Below are 16,698 nucleotides of genomic sequence, written 5' to 3' on the forward strand. Positions count from 1 at the left end.
CGATGTTGGGCAGGCTTCGGCCGATCGCGAAGGTCGAGTAACCTACCGCTTGAGCGCCAGCCCGGTGGCAATGAAGCTCCAGCCTTGGAAGACCAGGTCGACGGCCAGGAACATGCCGAGCACCCACAGGCTGTTGACCGGCCAGCCCATGGCGATGATCAGGCCAAGCAGGATGGTGATGATCGCGGCTGCCAGCAGCCATCCCCAGCCTTGCTGCGGCCGGTGGTTCCAGGCGACCCAGGCCCTCAGCAGCCCGGAAGCAATGAGCGCGACGGCGAGCAGAAACGTCAGCACCGCCGAGGCGAGCAGTGGGTTGTAGAAGGCGAAAAAGCCGGCGACGGCATAGAGCAGGCCACTGAGCAACCAGTAGAAGAAGCGCCCCCAGGTCTTGACGCCGAAAGCATGGATGATCTCGATGACGCCCGCCATCAGCATCAGCCAGCCGACGACATAGACCGAAGCGACGGTGGCGATGAAGAGATTGCCGAAGGCGATGCCGCCGAAAATCAGCAGCAGCACGCCGAGCGCCACGAACCATCCCCATTTGTCGCGCGTGCGTCCGATCGCGTCTTCCAGGGTATTGCCTTGCAAGCTCATGGCTTCGTCTCCCTGCAGAGTTCGCCGCGCATCCTGCGGTTGAAGGAAGGTAATCCCGATGTGATCACCCGTCCAGCGCGGTGGCTATTGCCAAGATGCACCGAAGCTGGTGTCATTTGACTTTGCGCAATGGAGGTACGGCGATGAAGCGATCCTATGGGCTCGCCCTGTTTTCCTCGGCTCTCGCCCTGTCCACTGTCGCTTCGCCTCCCGCCTTCGCGGCGCAGCCCGGCGATCCGCCGGACGGCATCGCCAAGATCGAGACGGTGGTCGTCATCTTCGCAGAGAACCGCGCCTTCGATAATCTCTATGGCCATTTTCCGGGTGCCGAGGGCATCGACAAGGCGAGCAAGGAAAGCTTGCAGCAGCGCGACCGTGACGGCTCGGTCCTGTCAGAGCTGCCGCCGGTCTGGGACGGGCTGACCGCCAAGGGCGTCACGCCGCCGGTGACGCAGGCAATGACCGAGCACCTTCCGAACGAACCGTTCACGGTGAACGACCCGAAAGGGTTCAACGTGCCGCTCAGCGTCGTGACGCATGATCTGTGGCATCGCTTTTACCAGAACCAGATGCAGATCAACGGTGGCAAGAACGACATGTTCGTCGCCTGGGGCGATTCAGGCGCGATGCCGATGAGCAACTGGGACGCCTCCAAGACCGATATGTGGGCCATTGCGCAAAAATACGTGCTCGCTGACCATTTCTTCATGGGCGGCTTCGGCGGCTCCTTCTTCAATCACCAGTGGCTGATCTGCGCCTGCGCGCCGTACTACGCGAATGCCGACAAGAGCCCGGCCAAGCCGTCGATCGCGGTGACGGACGCTAGCGGCACAGCGCTGAAGATCGCCGACAATTCGCCGAAATCGGCGCGCGACGGGATCCCGAAATTCGTCTCCGACGGCAACCTGACGCCGGATTTCTACGCGGTGAACACCATGCAGCCGCCATATCAGCCGAGCGGCAACGATCCGGCGCCCGGCGGCGATCGGCTGCTCGCGGATCCTACCAAGCCCACCACGCTGCCGCCGCAGACGGAACCGACCATCGGCGACATGCTCAGCCTCAAGCACATAAGCTGGGCGTGGTATTCCGGAGCCTGGCAGTACACGCTCGACCACGGCAACAAAACACCGATCCCGAACTTCCAATATCATCATCAGCCGTTCAACTATTACGCCAATTACGCTCCGGGCACCGAGGCCAGGCGCGAACATCTGCGCGACGCCGGGTTGACTGGCGCGAGCTTCATCCAGGCCATCGACGACGGCGCCCTGCCGCAGGTCTCTTTCTATAAGCCGCAGGGCAATCTCAACGAGCACTCCGGCTATGCCGACATCCAGGCCGGCGACCGCCATATCGCCGACGTCGTGGCTCATCTGGAAAAGAGCCCGCAATGGCCGCACATGCTGGTCGTCGTCACCTATGATGAGAACGGCGGCATCTGGGATCACGTCGCACCGCCAAAGGGCGACCGCTGGGGACCGGGCACGCGCATTCCCGCGATCATCATTTCGCCTTTCGCCAAGCGCGGCTATGTCGATCATACCCCTTATGACACGACGTCGATCCTGCGCTTCATCACCGAGCGTTTCGAATTGCCGGTCCTGCACGGCATCGTGGTTCGCGACAAGGCCGTAGCCGCGCATGGCGAGCCGCCGCTCGGCGATCTTACCGGCGGGCTTGACCTGAATTGAGGGCGCGTTTTCGGAGGACCAACATGGACGCCGACCGGATCGTCGCGCTGGTCACGGCTGCCGGCATCGAGCTCACCGACCGCCGCCGCAACGCCAAAGGTGATGGTTGGTCGCTTAGCTTCTCCAGCGGCGCCACCGTTGAGGTTGGTGACGACGGATCGGCACGCGTCGCGGGGAAGGGCTCGAAGGCCGTGGCCAAGCTGCTGGACATGTCGCATGCGCCGCGCGGCAGCTGAGCCGGGCGGCCGATCTCCATGCTGGCGGTCCGCGCCGTCTCTGTTACGGATCTTAAGTCAAAATTTACCGCACTGACGCCATGCCTTCTGCGCTGCCCGGTGTTCCTGCCGGCCTGTTTCGCGTAAGGGTTGACGATGCGTATTGTCGGGACGATTCCGCTGGTTCTCGCCTCTGGCCTGATGGCCGTCACCTCTGCCCAGGCCGGCGAGGGGGGCTGGATTTCCGGCGACTGGTACCTGACGCTCGGCGCCACCGGTCTCGTTGCCCCGAATTTCGAGGGCGGCAAGAAATATATGCTGAGCGCCCAGCCCATCATCTCGCTCGGCAAGGCAGGGCCGGAGGCGCGTTTCACCTCGCGCAACGACAACATCTCGCTGGCGCTGATCGACGACGGCAGCGTGCGCGCCGGCTTGACCGGCAAGTTCCTGTTCTCGCGTTCCAGCAAGGACGAATTGCAAGGCCTCGACCCTGTGCGCTGGGGCGGCGAGGTCGGCGGCTTCTTCGAATTCTATCCGCTGGATTGGGTACGGGCTCGGGCGGAGCTCAGACACGGCATCCGCGCCCATAACGGCTTCGTCGCCGACATCGCGGCGGACGCCTTCTACGACGTCACCCCGACCGTCCGCATTTCCGGCGGCCCCCGTGTCTCCTTCGCCTCGGCCGGCTATTTCGACGCCTATTACGGCGTCAACGCCACGGAAGCTGCGGCCTCGGGCCTCAGCGAATACCATCCGGGCGGCGGGCTGAAGTCGACCGGGCTCGGCGGCGCGATCACCTGGAAAGTGACCGAGCCGATGACGGCCAGCGTCTTCACCGAATATTCCCGCCTGATGGGGCCGGCGGCCGATTCCAGTCTGGTCAAGGAGCGCGGCGACCGCGATCAGTGGACCGTTGGCGTGTCGACCACCTACCGTTTCAATTTCTCGATGTAAGTCAAAATACCGGCGCTTTGGCTTGAAATCCGCGCTTTATTCCTGCCGCGGCATCCGCTAAAAGCCACGCCATGACGAGCTTTTCGCGCCTTTTTGCGATCGCGATACGAATTACGGGCCCGGTGTTCCGGGTGGCCTGAGCGCCGCCGGAGCCGCCGGGACTTTTGCGCGCGGCCCCCTCGCGCTTTTTCCAGATCATGATAGTTCAACGCCCGAGCTATTTTGCCAACGGGCAATGCACATGGCAGACCAATGACCGACACCCCCGTGACCGATACTGCTGAAACCATCGACTATTCCAAAACGCTTTACCTGCCGCAGACCAATTTCCCGATGCGCGCCGGCCTGCCCGAGAAGGAGCCCGGCCTGGTCAGGCGCTGGCAGGACATGGAGCTTTACCGCAAGCTGCGCGATGAAGCCGCCGGTCGAGAGAAATTCGTGCTGCATGACGGCCCGCCCTACGCCAATGGCAACATCCATATCGGCCACGCCCTCAACAAGATCCTTAAGGACGTCATCAACCGCTCCTTCCAGATGCGCGGCTACGACGCCAATTACGTGCCGGGCTGGGACTGCCACGGCCTGCCGATCGAGTGGAAGATCGAGGAACAGTACCGGGCTAAGGGCAAGAACAAGGACGAGGTGCCGGTCAACGAGTTCCGAAGGGAATGCCGCGACTTCGCCGCCCACTGGATCAAGGTGCAGGGCGACGAGTTCCAGCGGCTCGGCGTCATCGGCGATTTCGACAATCCCTATACGACCATGGCCTATCACGCCGAGGCGCGGATCGCCGGCGAGCTTTTGAAATTCGCCATGTCCGGCCAGCTCTATCGCGGCTCGAAGCCGGTGATGTGGAGCGTGGTCGAGCGCACCGCGCTCGCCGAGGCCGAGGTCGAATACCAGGACTATGAGAGCGACACGATCTGGGCGAAGTTCCCGGTGGCGAGCCTTGCCCGGCCGGTCGACGCCGCCGATGCCGCGCCGGCGCTGAATGGGACGGCACTCGACCTGCTGGAGGCGCATGTCGTCATCTGGACGACGACGCCCTGGACGCTGCCCGGCAATCGCGCTGTCAGCTTTTCGCCGCGCGTCGCCTATGGCCTCTACGAAGTGACCGCGGCCGAGAACAGCTTCGGGCCGCAGCCCGGCGAGAAGCTGATCTTCGCCGATGCGCTGGCGGAGGACGCCGCTTCCAAAGCCAAGGTCACCTTGAACCGGCTTCACAACGTCTCCCCTGAACAGCTTGCAAGTCTTACGCTTTCGCATCCTTTCAGAGGACTGGGCGGCGGCTACGAGTTCCCCGTGCCGATGATCGCCGGCGAGCACGTCACCGACGATGCCGGCACCGGCTTCGTGCACACCGCGCCCAGCCACGGCCGCGAGGACTTCGATGCCTGGATGGATGCGGTGGCCGAACTCATCAAGCGCGGCGTCGACACCTCGATCCCGTTCCCGGTCGACGATGCCGGCTTCTTCACCAAGGACGCGCCGGGCTTCGGTCCGGACCACGAGGGCGGCCCCGCGCGCGTCATCGACGACAACGGCAAGAAGGGCAACGCGAACCAGGCGGTGATCGAGGAACTGATCAAGCGCAACGCGCTGTTCGCGCGCGGCCGGCTGAAGCACAGCTATCCGCATTCCTGGCGCTCGAAGAAGCCCGTCATCTTCCGCAACACGCCGCAATGGTTCGTCTATATGGACAAGGACCTCGGCGACGGCGCGACGCTGCGCAGCCGCGCGCTGCAGGCGATCGACGACACGCGCTTCGTGCCGGCGGCCGGCCAGAACCGCATCCGCGCCATGATCGAGGAGCGCCCCGACTGGGTGCTGTCGCGCCAGCGTGCCTGGGGCGTGCCGATCGCCGTCTTCGCCGATGCCGACGGCAATGTGCTGAAGGACGAGGCGGTCAACCAGCGCATCATGGACGCCTTCGAGCAGGAGGGCGCCGACGCATGGTTCGCGCCGGGCGCCAAGGAGCGCTTCCTCGGCAACCACGACGCCTCGAAATGGCACCAGGTGACGGACATCCTCGACGTCTGGTTCGATTCCGGCTCGACGCATGTCTTCACGCTGGAGGATCGGCCCGACCTCAAATGGCCGGCCGACGTCTATCTCGAAGGCTCGGACCAGCATCGCGGCTGGTTCCACTCCTCGCTGCTCGAAAGCTGCGGGACGAGGGGCAGGGCGCCTTACGAGACGGTCATCACCCATGGCTTCACCATGGACGAGGAAGGCCGCAAGATGTCGAAGTCGCTCGGCAACACGGTCGTGCCGCAGGACGTGATAAAACAGTCCGGCGCCGATATCCTGCGGCTCTGGGTGGTGACGACCGACTACTGGGAAGACCAGCGGCTCGGCAAGAACGTGCTGCAGACCAATATCGACGCCTACCGCAAGCTGAGGAACACCATTCGCTGGATGCTGGGCACGCTCGCCCATGACGATGGCGAGGACGTGCCGCTGGACAAGATGCCGGAGCTGGAGCGGCTGATGCTGCACCGGCTGTCCGAACTCGACGAGGCGGTGCGCCAGGGCTACGACGCCTTCGAGTTCAAGCGCATCACCCGCGCGCTGCTCGACTTCATGGTGGTGGAGCTTTCGGCCTTCTATTTCGACATCCGCAAGGACGCGCTCTACTGCGACGCGCCGTCCAGCTTGCGCCGCAAGGCGGCAGTGCAGGTCGTGCGCCATCTCTTCGAATGCCTGGTGAAGTGGCTGGCACCGATGCTGCCTTTCACGATGGAAGAGGCCTGGCTCGACCGTCACCCCGAAGCCGCCTCGGTGCATCTCGACCAGTTCCCGGCCATTCCCGATAACTGGAGGAACGAGGCGCTGGCCGAGAAATGGCGCAAGGTCCGGCAGGTGCGCCGCGTCGTCACCGGCGCGCTCGAGATCGCGCGCGCCGATAAACTGATCGGCTCCTCGCTGGAAGCCGTGCCGGTGGTCACCATCGACGATGCGGCGCTGGAAGCAGCCGTCGCCGATGTCGACATGGCCGAGATGGCGATCACCAGCGATCTGGTCATCAGCCATGGCAAGGCGCCGCAAGGCGCTTTCACGCTGGATGACGTCAAGGGCGTCGCGGTCGTCGTCGAGAAGGCCGAGGATCGCGGTCTGGTCAAATGCGCGCGCTCCTGGCGCTATACGGCCGATGTCGGGCAGGATCCGGAATTTCGCGATGTCTCGGCCCGCGATGCTGCCGTGCTGCGTGAACTGAGGGCACTCGGTCGTTTGTAGGTGCATGTCGCCCAAGAGTGCGCAGCGGTTTTGGGCTAACGATTTGCACCCATGAAATAAGTGCAAAAGTGCCACGCCGGGCGGCGCAAATTCGCCCGCGCGTTGCCCTTGACAAGTGGTTGAGGTAAACACGCGACACTCCGGCAGACAAATTGTCGCCGGATTTCCATCGCAAACGCGGGGAAGAAGGGGACCGCGCCGCCCCTGTGACCGGTGGCGACCGAAAGGCTTTAAAGTGGGACTTTTTGGCATGACCGAAAGAACGTTTGCGCGCGCCGCGCTGCTGGCGCCGCTTGTGGCATCGGCCATAGCCATGTCGGGCTGCGTCGGCTCTCCGACCTACGGAACCGACAAGACCGCCGCCGAGCAACTCGCCGACGACGTTTCGGGCGCCATCGCGATCACGCCGAAGCGCCGCGATCCTATCGACTATAAGCCGCGCCCGGACCTGGTGAAGCCTGCGCCGGGACAGAAGGAAACTCTGCCGCCACCGCAGGAAAGCATCCAGACGGCGAGCGCCGACTGGCCCGAATCGCCCGAGGCGCGCCGCGCCCGCATTCGCGCCGACGCGACCGCCCACCAGAACGACCCGAACTACCAGCCGGAAGCGGTCGAGGACGTTCAGACCGACCCGGTGGCGGTGAAGAAGGCTTTGGCCGATTCTGCATCCAGCCATCCGCCGCGCTGGTCGCCGGACGATTCCAGCGCGACCCGAACCGCCGAGATCCAGCGCCGCCTCGCGGAGCAGAAGCAGGGCAATCCCAATGTCCGCAAGTATTTGAGCGAGCCGCCGCTTGCCTATCGTCAGGCCGCCGACACCGCGCCGCAAAACGAGCTCGGCGAGGACGAGTACAAGAAGGAGCGCCGGCTCAAGGCGCAGGCGGAAGGCAAGAAGGGCGGCGGCTGGTTTGACTGGCTGGGGCTGTAAGTAGCGAATAGCGAATTGCGAATAGGTCTCTGTTGCTCACTACTCACGACCTGCTTCTTTGCTACTCACTGCTTGCGTCAACCATTCACCATTCACTGCCATTCCGCCTCTCGCGAAAGAACTCCTTCAGGATGAGGGCCGCTTCGCTTTCGCCCAAGCCGGAATAGACGTCCGGCGCGTGGTGGCAGGTGGGCGAGGCGAAGAAGCGCACGCCGTTGACCACCGCGCCGCCCTTCTCGTCGGCCGCGCCGAAATAGAGCCGGCGGAGTCTCGCGAACGAAATGGCGCCGGCGCACATGGCGCAGGGCTCGAGCGTCACATAGAGATCGTGACCGGTAAGCCGCTCGCTGGCGAGTTGCCGGCAGGCTTCGCGGATCGCCAGCATTTCGGCATGCGCAGTCGGATCGGCCAACTCGCGCGTGCGGTTGCCGGCCTTGGCCACGACAATGTTGCCGTTGGCGATCACCGCGCCGACCGGCACTTCGCCCCGGCTTGCGGCCGCTTCGGCTTCCTTGAGCGCCAAAGCCATGAAATCCGGCCGCTTCACGCGCTTTGCATTCCGATTACTCCTCGCCACCCGACGGTGATCCTGTTATCTAGCGCGTGACCCTGAAAACCGGAATCGGTTTTTGCCGCGCTGCTGCATGCGCAAATCAAGATGACACTGCCTGCATAACGTGTCCGACCGGGCGCGTACGCCGCGGCAGTCCAAGAAGAGCAAGATCCATATGGACGACGACAAGAAATCATCACGCAAAGGGCCGGGCAAAGGCGGATCGAAACCGACGCCGCGCGGCGACAAGCCGTTCCGCCAGGGAGCGCGTTCGCAGGGCAAGCCCTTCGAGAAGCGCGATGGCGCGCGCAAGCCTTACACGCAGCGTGACGACAGGCCGATGGCCGCCGATGGCGAGCGCCCCGCGCGCGATTTCAAGCGCAGCTACAAGCCGCGCGCCGTCGAGGGCGCGGAACGCGGAGAACGACCGTTCCGCAAAGGACCGCGCCCCGAGGGAAAGCCGTTCGAAAAACGCGATGGCGCCCGCAAGCCCTATACGCCACGTGGCGATCGGCCAGCGGCCGCGGAAGGCGAGCGCCGCGATTTCAAACGCAGCTATAAGCCTCGTGACGGGGGCGAAGGTGGAGAGCGTGGCGAACGACCGTTCCGCAAAGGTCCGCCGCGCGACGGCAAACCCTTCGACAAGCGCGAAGGGCGCAAGCCCTACACGCCGCGCGGCGACCGGCCGATGGCCGCCGAAGGCGAACGCGCCGAACGGCGCTTCGATCGCCCCAAGCGCGACTTCGGCGATCGGCCTAAGCGGGATTTCGGCGATCGGCCCAAGCGCGACTTGGCCGACCGGCCGCAGCGCGAAGACGGAGGCGACTTCGCGCAGCGCCCGAAGCGGGATTTCGCCGATCGAGCGCCGCGCGACAGCGCCGCGAGAAAGCCGGAAGGCGGCTTCAAGCCGCGCCCGCGGCCCTCAGAAGCAGCGCCGGAGGCCGGCGAGCGCATCGCCAAGCGGCTGGCGCGCGCCGGCATCGCCTCGCGCCGCGACGCCGAGGAACTCATCGCCGCCGGCCGCGTCAAGGTCAACGGCAAGGTGCTGTCGTCGCCGGCCCTCAACGTCATGCCCGACGACGTCATCCATCTCGACGGCACGGAGATCCCGCCGATCGAGCGCACAAGGCTGTTCCTGTTCCACAAGCCGGCAGGCGTGGTCACCACCAACCGCGATCCCGAAGGCCGCAAGACCGTCTTCGACGTGCTGCCGGCCGATCTGCCGCGGCTGATGACCGTGGGCCGCCTCGACATCAACACCGAAGGGCTGCTGCTGCTGACCAATGACGGCGGGCTGTCGCGGGTGCTCGAACTGCCGGCCACCGGCTGGCTGCGGCGCTATCGCGTGCGCGTCCACGGCAAGGTCGAGGAGAGCAAGCTCACCGCCTTGCGCGACGGCATTGCCGTCGACGGCGTGTTCTACGGCTCGGTCGAGGCCTCGCTCGACCGCGAGCAGGGCAGCAATGCCTGGCTGACGATCGGCCTGCGCGAGGGCAAGAACCGCGAGGTGAAGAACATTCTCGGCGCGTTGGGGCTGGACGTGACGCGGCTGATCCGCATCTCCTACGGGCCGTTCCAGCTCAACGAGCTGCCCGAGGGCCACGTGCTGGAGATCAAGGGCCGCACGCTGCGCGAGCAGCTCGGCGAGCGGCTGGTTGAAGAGTCCGGCGCCAATTTCGACGCCGAGATCCAAAAACCGTTCTCCAACAAGCCGGTGCGACGCAGCGAGTCGCGCCGCGATGACGACGAGCGGCCGAAATTCACGCGCGAGGGCGACCGCCGGCCGATCGGCGAGGGCGGGCTGATCAAGGCCCGCAAGCGCCGTGAAGGCAGCCGCGACGAGGCGCTGAGCAAGCTTTCGACGAAGCCCGAGCGAGCCTTCGGCGATCGCGGTCCCCAGTCTCGCTTCGACAAGTCTGGCTTCGACAAATCCGAGCGCGGCTTCGGCAAGTCCGAGCGCGGCTTCGGCGGCAAGGCCGGCGGCAAGAAAGGCGAACCGCGGCCGATCGAACCGCCCGGCCAGCGCAAGGCCAATGTCTGGATGGCGCCGGGCGCGCGTCCCATCGGCAAAGGCAGGGCGGAGGCCGACGCCGCGAAGGCCGCGGAAGCGAAGGCGCGGAAGGCGTCGTTCAGGCCGGGCGGCAAGGGCAAGCCGTTCGGCAAGCCAAGAGACGATCGGCCGGAGGGAAGCGGCGGCGAACGGCCGCGGGGTCCGAAGGGGCCGAGGGGTGGCAATGCGGATCGTCGGCGGTGAGTTTCGCGGGCGTCCGCTGGCGACGCCGCGTTCCAATGCCATCCGTCCGACCACCGATCGCACCCGCGAGGCGGTGTTCAACGTGCTGGCGCATCGCTATGCCGAAAAGCTCGAAGGCGGCCGTGTGCTCGATCTCTTCGCCGGCACCGGCGCGCTCGGGCTGGAGGCGCTGTCGCGCGGCGCCTCCTACTGCGTCTTCATCGAGGAATCGGCGGAAGGGCGCGGGCTGATCCGCGACAATGTCGAGGCCTTCGGGCTCACCGGCCGGACCAAAATCTTCCGCCGCGACGCGAGCCATTTGGGCGAAGCCGGCACGCTGTCGCCTTTCGGCCTGGTCTTTGCCGACCCGCCCTATGGCAAGGGCCTCGGCGAGCGGGCGCTGCGCTCGGCAAAGGCCGGCGGCTGGCTCCTGCCCGGCGCGCTCTGGGTGGTCGAGGAGGCGGCGTCCGCGCCGTTCGAACCGGGCGCCGGTTTTTCCGTGGTGGAAGAGCGCGGCTATGGCGACACGGTGATCCGGTTTGTCGAGGTGGGGTGAGGGGCACGTCCCTTCTCCCGCAAGGGAAAAGGAAATGACGCACGCGCCTCGAAAATGACGAACAAATCACTTTGCCTCGCCATGGAACCTTTTCTATCGTCGCGCGACCGAAACCGGAGCATTTGATGACATTGAACACCAGAGGCCTGCGCGCAGCATTCCTTGCGGGCGCGCTGGCGTTCGCGGCGCAGGCTCCGGCACGCGCTGCCGACGAAGCCGAGGTCAAGGATTTCCTGCTCGAGAACGGCCTGGAAGTCGTCGTCATTCCGGACCATCGCGCCCCGATCGTCACTCATATGGTATGGTACAAGATCGGCAGCGCCGACGAGCCGCCCGGCAAATCCGGCATCGCGCATTTCTTCGAGCATCTGATGTTCAAGGCTACGAGCAACCACGCAGCCGGCGAGTTCGACCGCGCCGTGGCCGACATCGGCGGCTCGAACAACGCCTTCACCTCCTACGACTACACCGCCTTCCATGAGACGGTGCCGCCTTCGGCGCTCGAGGAGATGATGGGGTTCGAGGCCGACCGCATGCGCAACCTCGTCCTAACCGACGATGTCATCAAGACCGAGCGCGACGTTATCCTGGAGGAGCGCCGCTCGCGCATCGACAACGATCCGCAGGCAGTGCTGGACGAGGAGGTCGACGCGACGCTCTGGCAGAACCAGCCCTACCGCATTCCGGTGATCGGCTGGATGCAGGAGATGGAGCAATTGAACCGCGAGGATGCCAAGGCGTTCTACGACACCTTCTACCGGCCGAACAACGCCGTGGTGATCGTCGCCGGCGACGTCGATCCGGACGCGGTGAAGGCAATGGCCGAAAGGACTTACGGAAAGGTGGCGCGCGGGCCGGACCTGCGGCCGCGCATCCGCCCGGTCGAGCCGGAGCAGAACACCAAGCGCACCGTGACGCTGACCGATGCGCGCGTCTCGGTGCCGAGCTTTTCCACGCAATGGGTGGTCCCGTCCTATCACACCGCCAAGCCCGGCGAGGCGGAGGCGCTCGATCTCCTGGCCGAAATCCTGGGCGGCGACAACCGCAGCCGCCTCTACCAGCAGCTGGTGGTGAAGCAGGGCATCGCCTCCGGGGCCGGCGCGTTCTTTCAGGGCACCATGCTCGACGCCACCAACTTCACCGTCTATGGCTCGCCGCGCGGCGACGCCAAGCTTTCCGACGTCGAAGCGGCGGTCGATGCCGAGGTCGCGCGCATTGCCAAGGACGGCGTGACCGGTGACGAGCTGGAGCGGGCCAAGACCCGCTATGTCCGTTCGATGATCTTTGCCCGCGACAAGCAGGACGACATGGCCAATATGTACGGCTCGACGCTCGCCTCCGGCGGCAACGTGAAGGATGTCGAGGAATGGCCCGACCGCATCCGCAAGGTCACTGCCGCAGAGGTCAAGGCCGCGGCCGCCCGCTACCTGGTGCTAGACCGTTCGACGACCGGCTATCTCCTGCCGCAACAACAGGCGGGGAATTGATGATGAGCATGGAACGTGGACGAATGGGCGCTTCTTCCCTTCTCCCCTTGTGGGGTCCGAGGGACGGGGCGAGACCCGTGGCTCGCCCCCGGGCGGTGGACGCGAAGCGGCCGGATGAGGGGTGCTCCAGCTTGGCGGCATGCTCGAAATCGCTGCAGTCTCGTTCCTTCCAGCACCCCTCATCCGTCTCGGCGCTGTGCGCCGATCCACCTTCTCCCACAAAGGGAGAAGGTGGGGTCTACCGTATCGTCGCAACCCTCTGCTTTGCCCTATTCTTCCTGCTCTTGCCGGCGCTGGCCGCCCACGCGGAGATGAACATCCAGGAGGTGAAGTCGAAGAAAGGCATCACCGCCTGGCTGGTGGAAGACCATTCGATCCCGCTGGTTGCCATCCGCTTCGTCTTCGACGGCGGCACCGCGCAGGACCCTGCCGGCAAGGAAGGTCTGGTCAATCTGATGAGCGGCCTGTTCGACGAGGGCGCCGGCGACCTCGACAGCGAGGCCTTCCAGTCGAAGCTGGACGACGCCGGCGCCGAGATGAGTTTTCAGGCTGCACGCGACGGCCTTTATGGCTCGATGCGCATGCTGTCCGATCAAAAGGACGAGGCGTTCGGCCTGCTGAAGCTGGCGGTGAACAGCCCGCGCTTCGACCAGGCGCCGATCGACCGCATCCGCGCCCAGATGCTTTCGGGCATTCTCGCCAATGAGCGCGACCCCAACACGATCGCCCAGCAGCGCTGGCTGCGCGCGATCTATGGCAAGCATCCCTATGCGCGGCCGGATGAGGGGACGAAGGAGAGCCTGGCCACCATAACGGCCGCCGACCTCAAGGCCTTTCGCAAAGCGAGTTTCGCGCGCGCCGGCCTGCATGTGGCGGTGGTGGGCGACATCGACGCCGCCACGCTCTCCGGCAAGCTGGACGAGGTGTTCGGCGACCTGCCGCAGACGCAGACGCTGGCCCAGGTGGCGGACGTGTCGCTGAAGCTCGGCCAGCAGCTGGAAGTGAACTACGATCTGCCGCAGACCTCGCTGCAGCTTGCCTGGCCCGGCGTCAAACGGAGCGATCCCGATTTTTACGCGGCCGTGCTGATGAACGAGATCCTCGGCGGCTCGACTTTCACGTCGCGGCTTCACGAGGAGGTGCGCGAGAAGCGCGGCCTTGCCTATAGCGTCAGCTCCGATCTCGTCGATCACGAGCATTCCAACGCGCTGCTGGTCACGACGGCGACGCGTTCCGACCGCGCCGCCGAGACGCTCGCCATTGTGCGTCAGGTGGTGAAGGAGATGGCCGAGAACGGCCCGACCGAGGAGGAGCTCGCGGCGACCAAGAAATACATGATCGGCGCCTACGCCATCAACAATCTCGACTCCTCCAGTTCCATTGCCGCGACGCTGGTCGAGCTGCAGCTCGACGATCTCGGCATCGACTACATCAGGCGCCGCGCCGCGCTGATCAATGCGGTGACGCTTGCAGACGTCAAGGCGGCGGCAAGGAAGCTTCTGTCGGCCGACCCGGCGATAATGGTGATCGGACCGCCGCTGGTGCAGGTGGCGGGAGCCCGCAAGGGATGAGCCCGACCTTCGCGGTTGCCTTCGGCGGCGGCGGCGCGCGGGGGCTGGCGCATATCCACGCCATCGAGGCGTTGGACGAGCTCGGGATAAAACCGGTTGCGATCGCCGGCTCCTCGATCGGCGCCATCATGGGCGCCGGCATGGCCGCCGGCATGCGAGGGGCGGAGATCCACGAGTACAGCCGCTTGATCCTCGGCAGCCGCGCTGAGGTGGCCGCGCGCATGTGGCGCTCGCGGCCCGGCACGATCGCGGAAGCCATGCAGGGCGGCATCCGCGTCGGCCAGTTCAATATCGAGCGCATCCTGAAGGCCTTCCTGCCTGACGCCATTCCGGCGACCTTCGAAGAGCTGAAGATTCCGCTCAAGGTGACGGCGACCGACTATTTCGGCCACAAGCTCGCGGTGTTCTCGCAGGGCGATTTGCAATCGGCGCTGGCGGCCTCGGCCGCCATTCCGGCGGTGTTCCGCCCGGTGATGCGCGACGACCGATTGCTGATCGATGGCGGCATCTACAACCCGGTGCCCTTCGACCTGGTCGAGAAGGATGCCGACATCATCATCGCCATCGACGTGGTCGGGGCGCCGAGCGACGTCGAACGCAAGCATCCGACCACGGTCGACCTCATGTATGGCGCCACGCAGCTGATGATGCAGTCGATCATCGCCAACAAGCTGCGGCAGCACCCGCCGAATATTCTTATCCGTCCGGCCGTCTCGAAATACCGCGTGCTCGATTTCCTGAAGATCGAGACGCTGATGGCCGACACCGTCGAGATCAAGGACGAGCTGAAGCGCGCCGTCGAGAAGGCGGTCGCCGAGCGCGGCGGCAAGCTCGGCAAGGCGGTGTGAGCGGTGGGACAGGCCTGATCCGCTACGTGGAAGGACCGAGTTCTATTTGCCTGTGCGATGCAGTTTATCCATGTCTGCGTACAAGTACGCATTTTGTCATTAACTCTTCTTCGAATTCGACATTGACGCGCGCTGCGGTAGAGTTAATAATATCCTAATATATAGGGTAGCGCGAATAATCTCCCGACCGGCAACAACGAGTTTCGGCGCTACTGGGGTAGGGGAAAAGCAACGCGGCGATCTATCGCCGTCGTAGCCGTCACCATCGAGCCACCACCTGTCTGTGAATCGCCTTTTGGGCTGGCCGTTCACGGGCCGGACCGTCGGGTTGCGCCTGGTTGCATGGCACATTCTGATCCTCTCCCCGTAAGACTGGGCGCCGATCCATTCGGCATGGGGTAGTCAGCCGTCTTCGACGGCCAACGAGCAGGCGCGGAGCGCGTCTGCCAGGGGGATGAAAGATGGCCACAACCGTTGGCACGAGCAGCAACGACAATCTGGTTGGCGGCAGCGGAGATGACATTCTGTCCGGGGGCGCCGGAAGCGACCGTCTGAATGGCGGGTCTGGCGCCGACACGCTCGACGGAGGCAGCGGTTTCGATACAGTGCTTGGCGGCTCCGGCGCGGATAAGCTCATTTATCGAGCGTGGGAAAATCAGTACAAGATTGGCGGCCAGGTTTACGGCACGGGCACAACGACCGGGCAAACCACCTTTTCCGGCTACGATGTCTATGATGGCGGCAACGGAAGCGCCGCCAAAGGCACCGCCGAGATCGATACGCTTTTCATCTACCTGAGCAATGACCAGCTCAACAACTCCTCGTTTATGGCGACGCTTAACAGCGAGATCGCTCAGTTTCGCGCTTTTATCACCGCAAATTCGAACACCAATACCGGCCAGGCGGGGCAGCCAGAATTCACCTTCACCAGCATCAATTTGAAAGTCTCCGCGATTGAGCAGGTTTTCGTCGCCCGTGACCCAGGCTCACCTGTCGGAATTGACGACACCAACGCCGCGGATCCGGTGCGCGAGGCCGGTGTCGGCCCGGGAAATACACCTGTAGCGGGCGATCCCACAGCCGCGGGCAACGTGCTGTCCAACGATACGGATGCAGACGATGGCCAGGCGTCTCTCGTCGTGTCGGCGGTCCGAACGGGCGCAGAATCCGGATCTGGAAATGCGGGCACCGTCGGATCTCCGTTGGTGGGCACCTATGGCTCGCTGGTTCTGAACGCGAATGGAACCTACACCTACACGCTCAACAACGGTGATGTGGACACCAACGCGCTGGCGGAGGGCGTCACAGTCACTGAGGTGTTTACATACACCGTCCGTGACCCGGATGGGTTGACGGATACGGCGCAGCTGACCATCACCATCACTGGAACGAATGACATTGTCTCGATCACCAGCGGCGCACAGAACGGTGCGGTCGTTGAGGATGCCAACACGACACCTTCGGCGACTGACTCGCTCAACGCCGCCGGCACGATCACCTTCAACGACGTCGACCTCAGCGATGGCCACACTGCGTCGTTCACACCGACCGCCGGTGAGACTGCGCTCGGCACCTTCTCGCTTGACCCTGTCAGTGAAGCCGCGAACGCCGCCAACGGCTCGGTGCAATGGCACTACGCCCTCAACAATGGGGCTTCGCAGTATCTCGCTGCCGGCCAGAGCGTGGTCGAGCATTACACCGTAACGGTCAACGACGGCCATGGCTCGGCGGCAACGCAGGTCGTAACCGTGACCATCACCGGCACCAACGACGCGGCGACGGTGAGCTCGGACTCGAAGTCGGTGACCGAAGCCGACACGGCGGC

At 64.7% G+C, this 16,698-nt stretch carries 14 protein-coding genes; 11 read left to right on the forward strand and 3 right to left on the reverse strand.

Annotated features, from left to right (window positions below):
• Positions 1 to 42: 42 nt before the first annotated feature.
• Entirely contained in the window at positions 43 to 597 is a 555-nt protein-coding gene (locus tag P9254_RS16195; protein WP_066996639.1) for an HdeD family acid-resistance protein, read from the reverse strand.
• Between the two features lie 143 nt (positions 598 to 740).
• On the opposite strand from P9254_RS16195, the gene P9254_RS16200 reads away from it, so the two are divergent.
• The 3 genes from P9254_RS16200 to P9254_RS16210 all read left to right on the forward strand — a co-directional run bounded on the left by P9254_RS16200 (position 741) and on the right by P9254_RS16210 (position 3,460).
• A complete protein-coding gene (locus tag P9254_RS16200; protein WP_278056971.1) occupies positions 741 to 2,291 on the forward strand; it encodes an acid phosphatase in 1,551 nt (516 codons plus the stop codon).
• Between the two features lie 23 nt (positions 2,292 to 2,314).
• Positions 2,315 to 2,527 (forward strand): hypothetical protein, encoded by a 213-nt coding sequence (locus tag P9254_RS16205; RefSeq protein ID WP_066996644.1) that lies wholly within the window; start codon positions 2,315 to 2,317, stop codon positions 2,525 to 2,527.
• Positions 2,528 to 2,662: 135 nt separating this feature from the next.
• Positions 2,663 to 3,460, forward strand: a complete 798-nt coding sequence (locus P9254_RS16210; protein WP_278056973.1) for a MipA/OmpV family protein — start codon at positions 2,663 to 2,665, stop codon at positions 3,458 to 3,460.
• A gap of 1 nt (position 3,461) precedes the next feature.
• Here the strand turns inward: P9254_RS16210 and P9254_RS16215 are convergent, their stop codons facing one another.
• Positions 3,462 to 3,659 carry a hypothetical protein gene (locus P9254_RS16215; RefSeq protein WP_067325119.1) on the reverse strand — a complete coding sequence of 66 codons (198 nt, stop codon included), beginning with the start codon at positions 3,657 to 3,659 and terminating at the stop codon, positions 3,462 to 3,464.
• A gap of 53 nt (positions 3,660 to 3,712) precedes the next feature.
• Between P9254_RS16215 and ileS the strand changes: the two genes are divergently transcribed.
• A complete protein-coding gene (gene ileS / locus P9254_RS16220; protein WP_278056975.1) occupies positions 3,713 to 6,697 on the forward strand; it encodes an isoleucine--tRNA ligase in 2,985 nt (994 codons plus the stop codon).
• Positions 6,698 to 6,947: 250 nt separating this feature from the next.
• Positions 6,948 to 7,625 carry a hypothetical protein gene (locus P9254_RS16225; protein ID WP_082953915.1) on the forward strand — a complete coding sequence of 226 codons (678 nt, stop codon included), beginning with the start codon at positions 6,948 to 6,950 and terminating at the stop codon, positions 7,623 to 7,625.
• Between the two features lie 85 nt (positions 7,626 to 7,710).
• Here P9254_RS16225 and P9254_RS16230 read toward each other — a convergent pair whose 3' ends face one another.
• Positions 7,711 to 8,172 (reverse strand): nucleoside deaminase, encoded by a 462-nt coding sequence (locus tag P9254_RS16230; RefSeq protein ID WP_066996659.1) that lies wholly within the window; start codon positions 8,170 to 8,172, stop codon positions 7,711 to 7,713.
• Positions 8,173 to 8,353: 181 nt separating this feature from the next.
• Between P9254_RS16230 and P9254_RS16235 the strand changes: the two genes are divergently transcribed.
• The 6 genes from P9254_RS16235 to P9254_RS16260 form a co-directional block, all read left to right on the forward strand.
• A complete protein-coding gene (locus P9254_RS16235) occupies positions 8,354 to 10,432 on the forward strand; it encodes a pseudouridine synthase (protein ID WP_278056977.1) in 2,079 nt (692 codons plus the stop codon).
• The gene (gene rsmD, locus P9254_RS16240) at positions 10,413 to 10,967 is read left to right on the forward strand and encodes a 16S rRNA (guanine(966)-N(2))-methyltransferase RsmD (RefSeq protein WP_278056997.1); all 555 of its coding nucleotides are present in this window, start codon (positions 10,413 to 10,415) and stop codon (positions 10,965 to 10,967) included. Before P9254_RS16235 ends, rsmD begins: the two co-directional genes overlap by 20 nt.
• A gap of 125 nt (positions 10,968 to 11,092) precedes the next feature.
• A complete protein-coding gene (locus tag P9254_RS16245) occupies positions 11,093 to 12,454 on the forward strand; it encodes a M16 family metallopeptidase (protein WP_278056979.1) in 1,362 nt (453 codons plus the stop codon).
• A gap of 245 nt (positions 12,455 to 12,699) precedes the next feature.
• The gene (locus tag P9254_RS16250; protein WP_278056998.1) at positions 12,700 to 14,025 is read left to right on the forward strand and encodes a M16 family metallopeptidase; all 1,326 of its coding nucleotides are present in this window, start codon (positions 12,700 to 12,702) and stop codon (positions 14,023 to 14,025) included.
• On the forward strand, positions 14,022 to 14,873 hold the full coding sequence (locus P9254_RS16255) for a patatin-like phospholipase family protein (RefSeq protein WP_127215101.1): 852 nt from the start codon (positions 14,022 to 14,024) through the stop codon (positions 14,871 to 14,873). The genes P9254_RS16250 and P9254_RS16255 overlap by 4 nt, the downstream gene beginning before the upstream one ends.
• Before the next feature lie 461 nt (positions 14,874 to 15,334).
• A partial coding sequence (locus P9254_RS16260) for a VCBS domain-containing protein (RefSeq protein ID WP_278056981.1) occupies positions 15,335 to 16,698 on the forward strand: 1,364 nt, incomplete at its 3' end.

This window comes from Mesorhizobium sp. WSM4983, assembly GCF_029625765.1.
GTDB lineage: Bacteria > Pseudomonadota > Alphaproteobacteria > Rhizobiales > Rhizobiaceae > Mesorhizobium.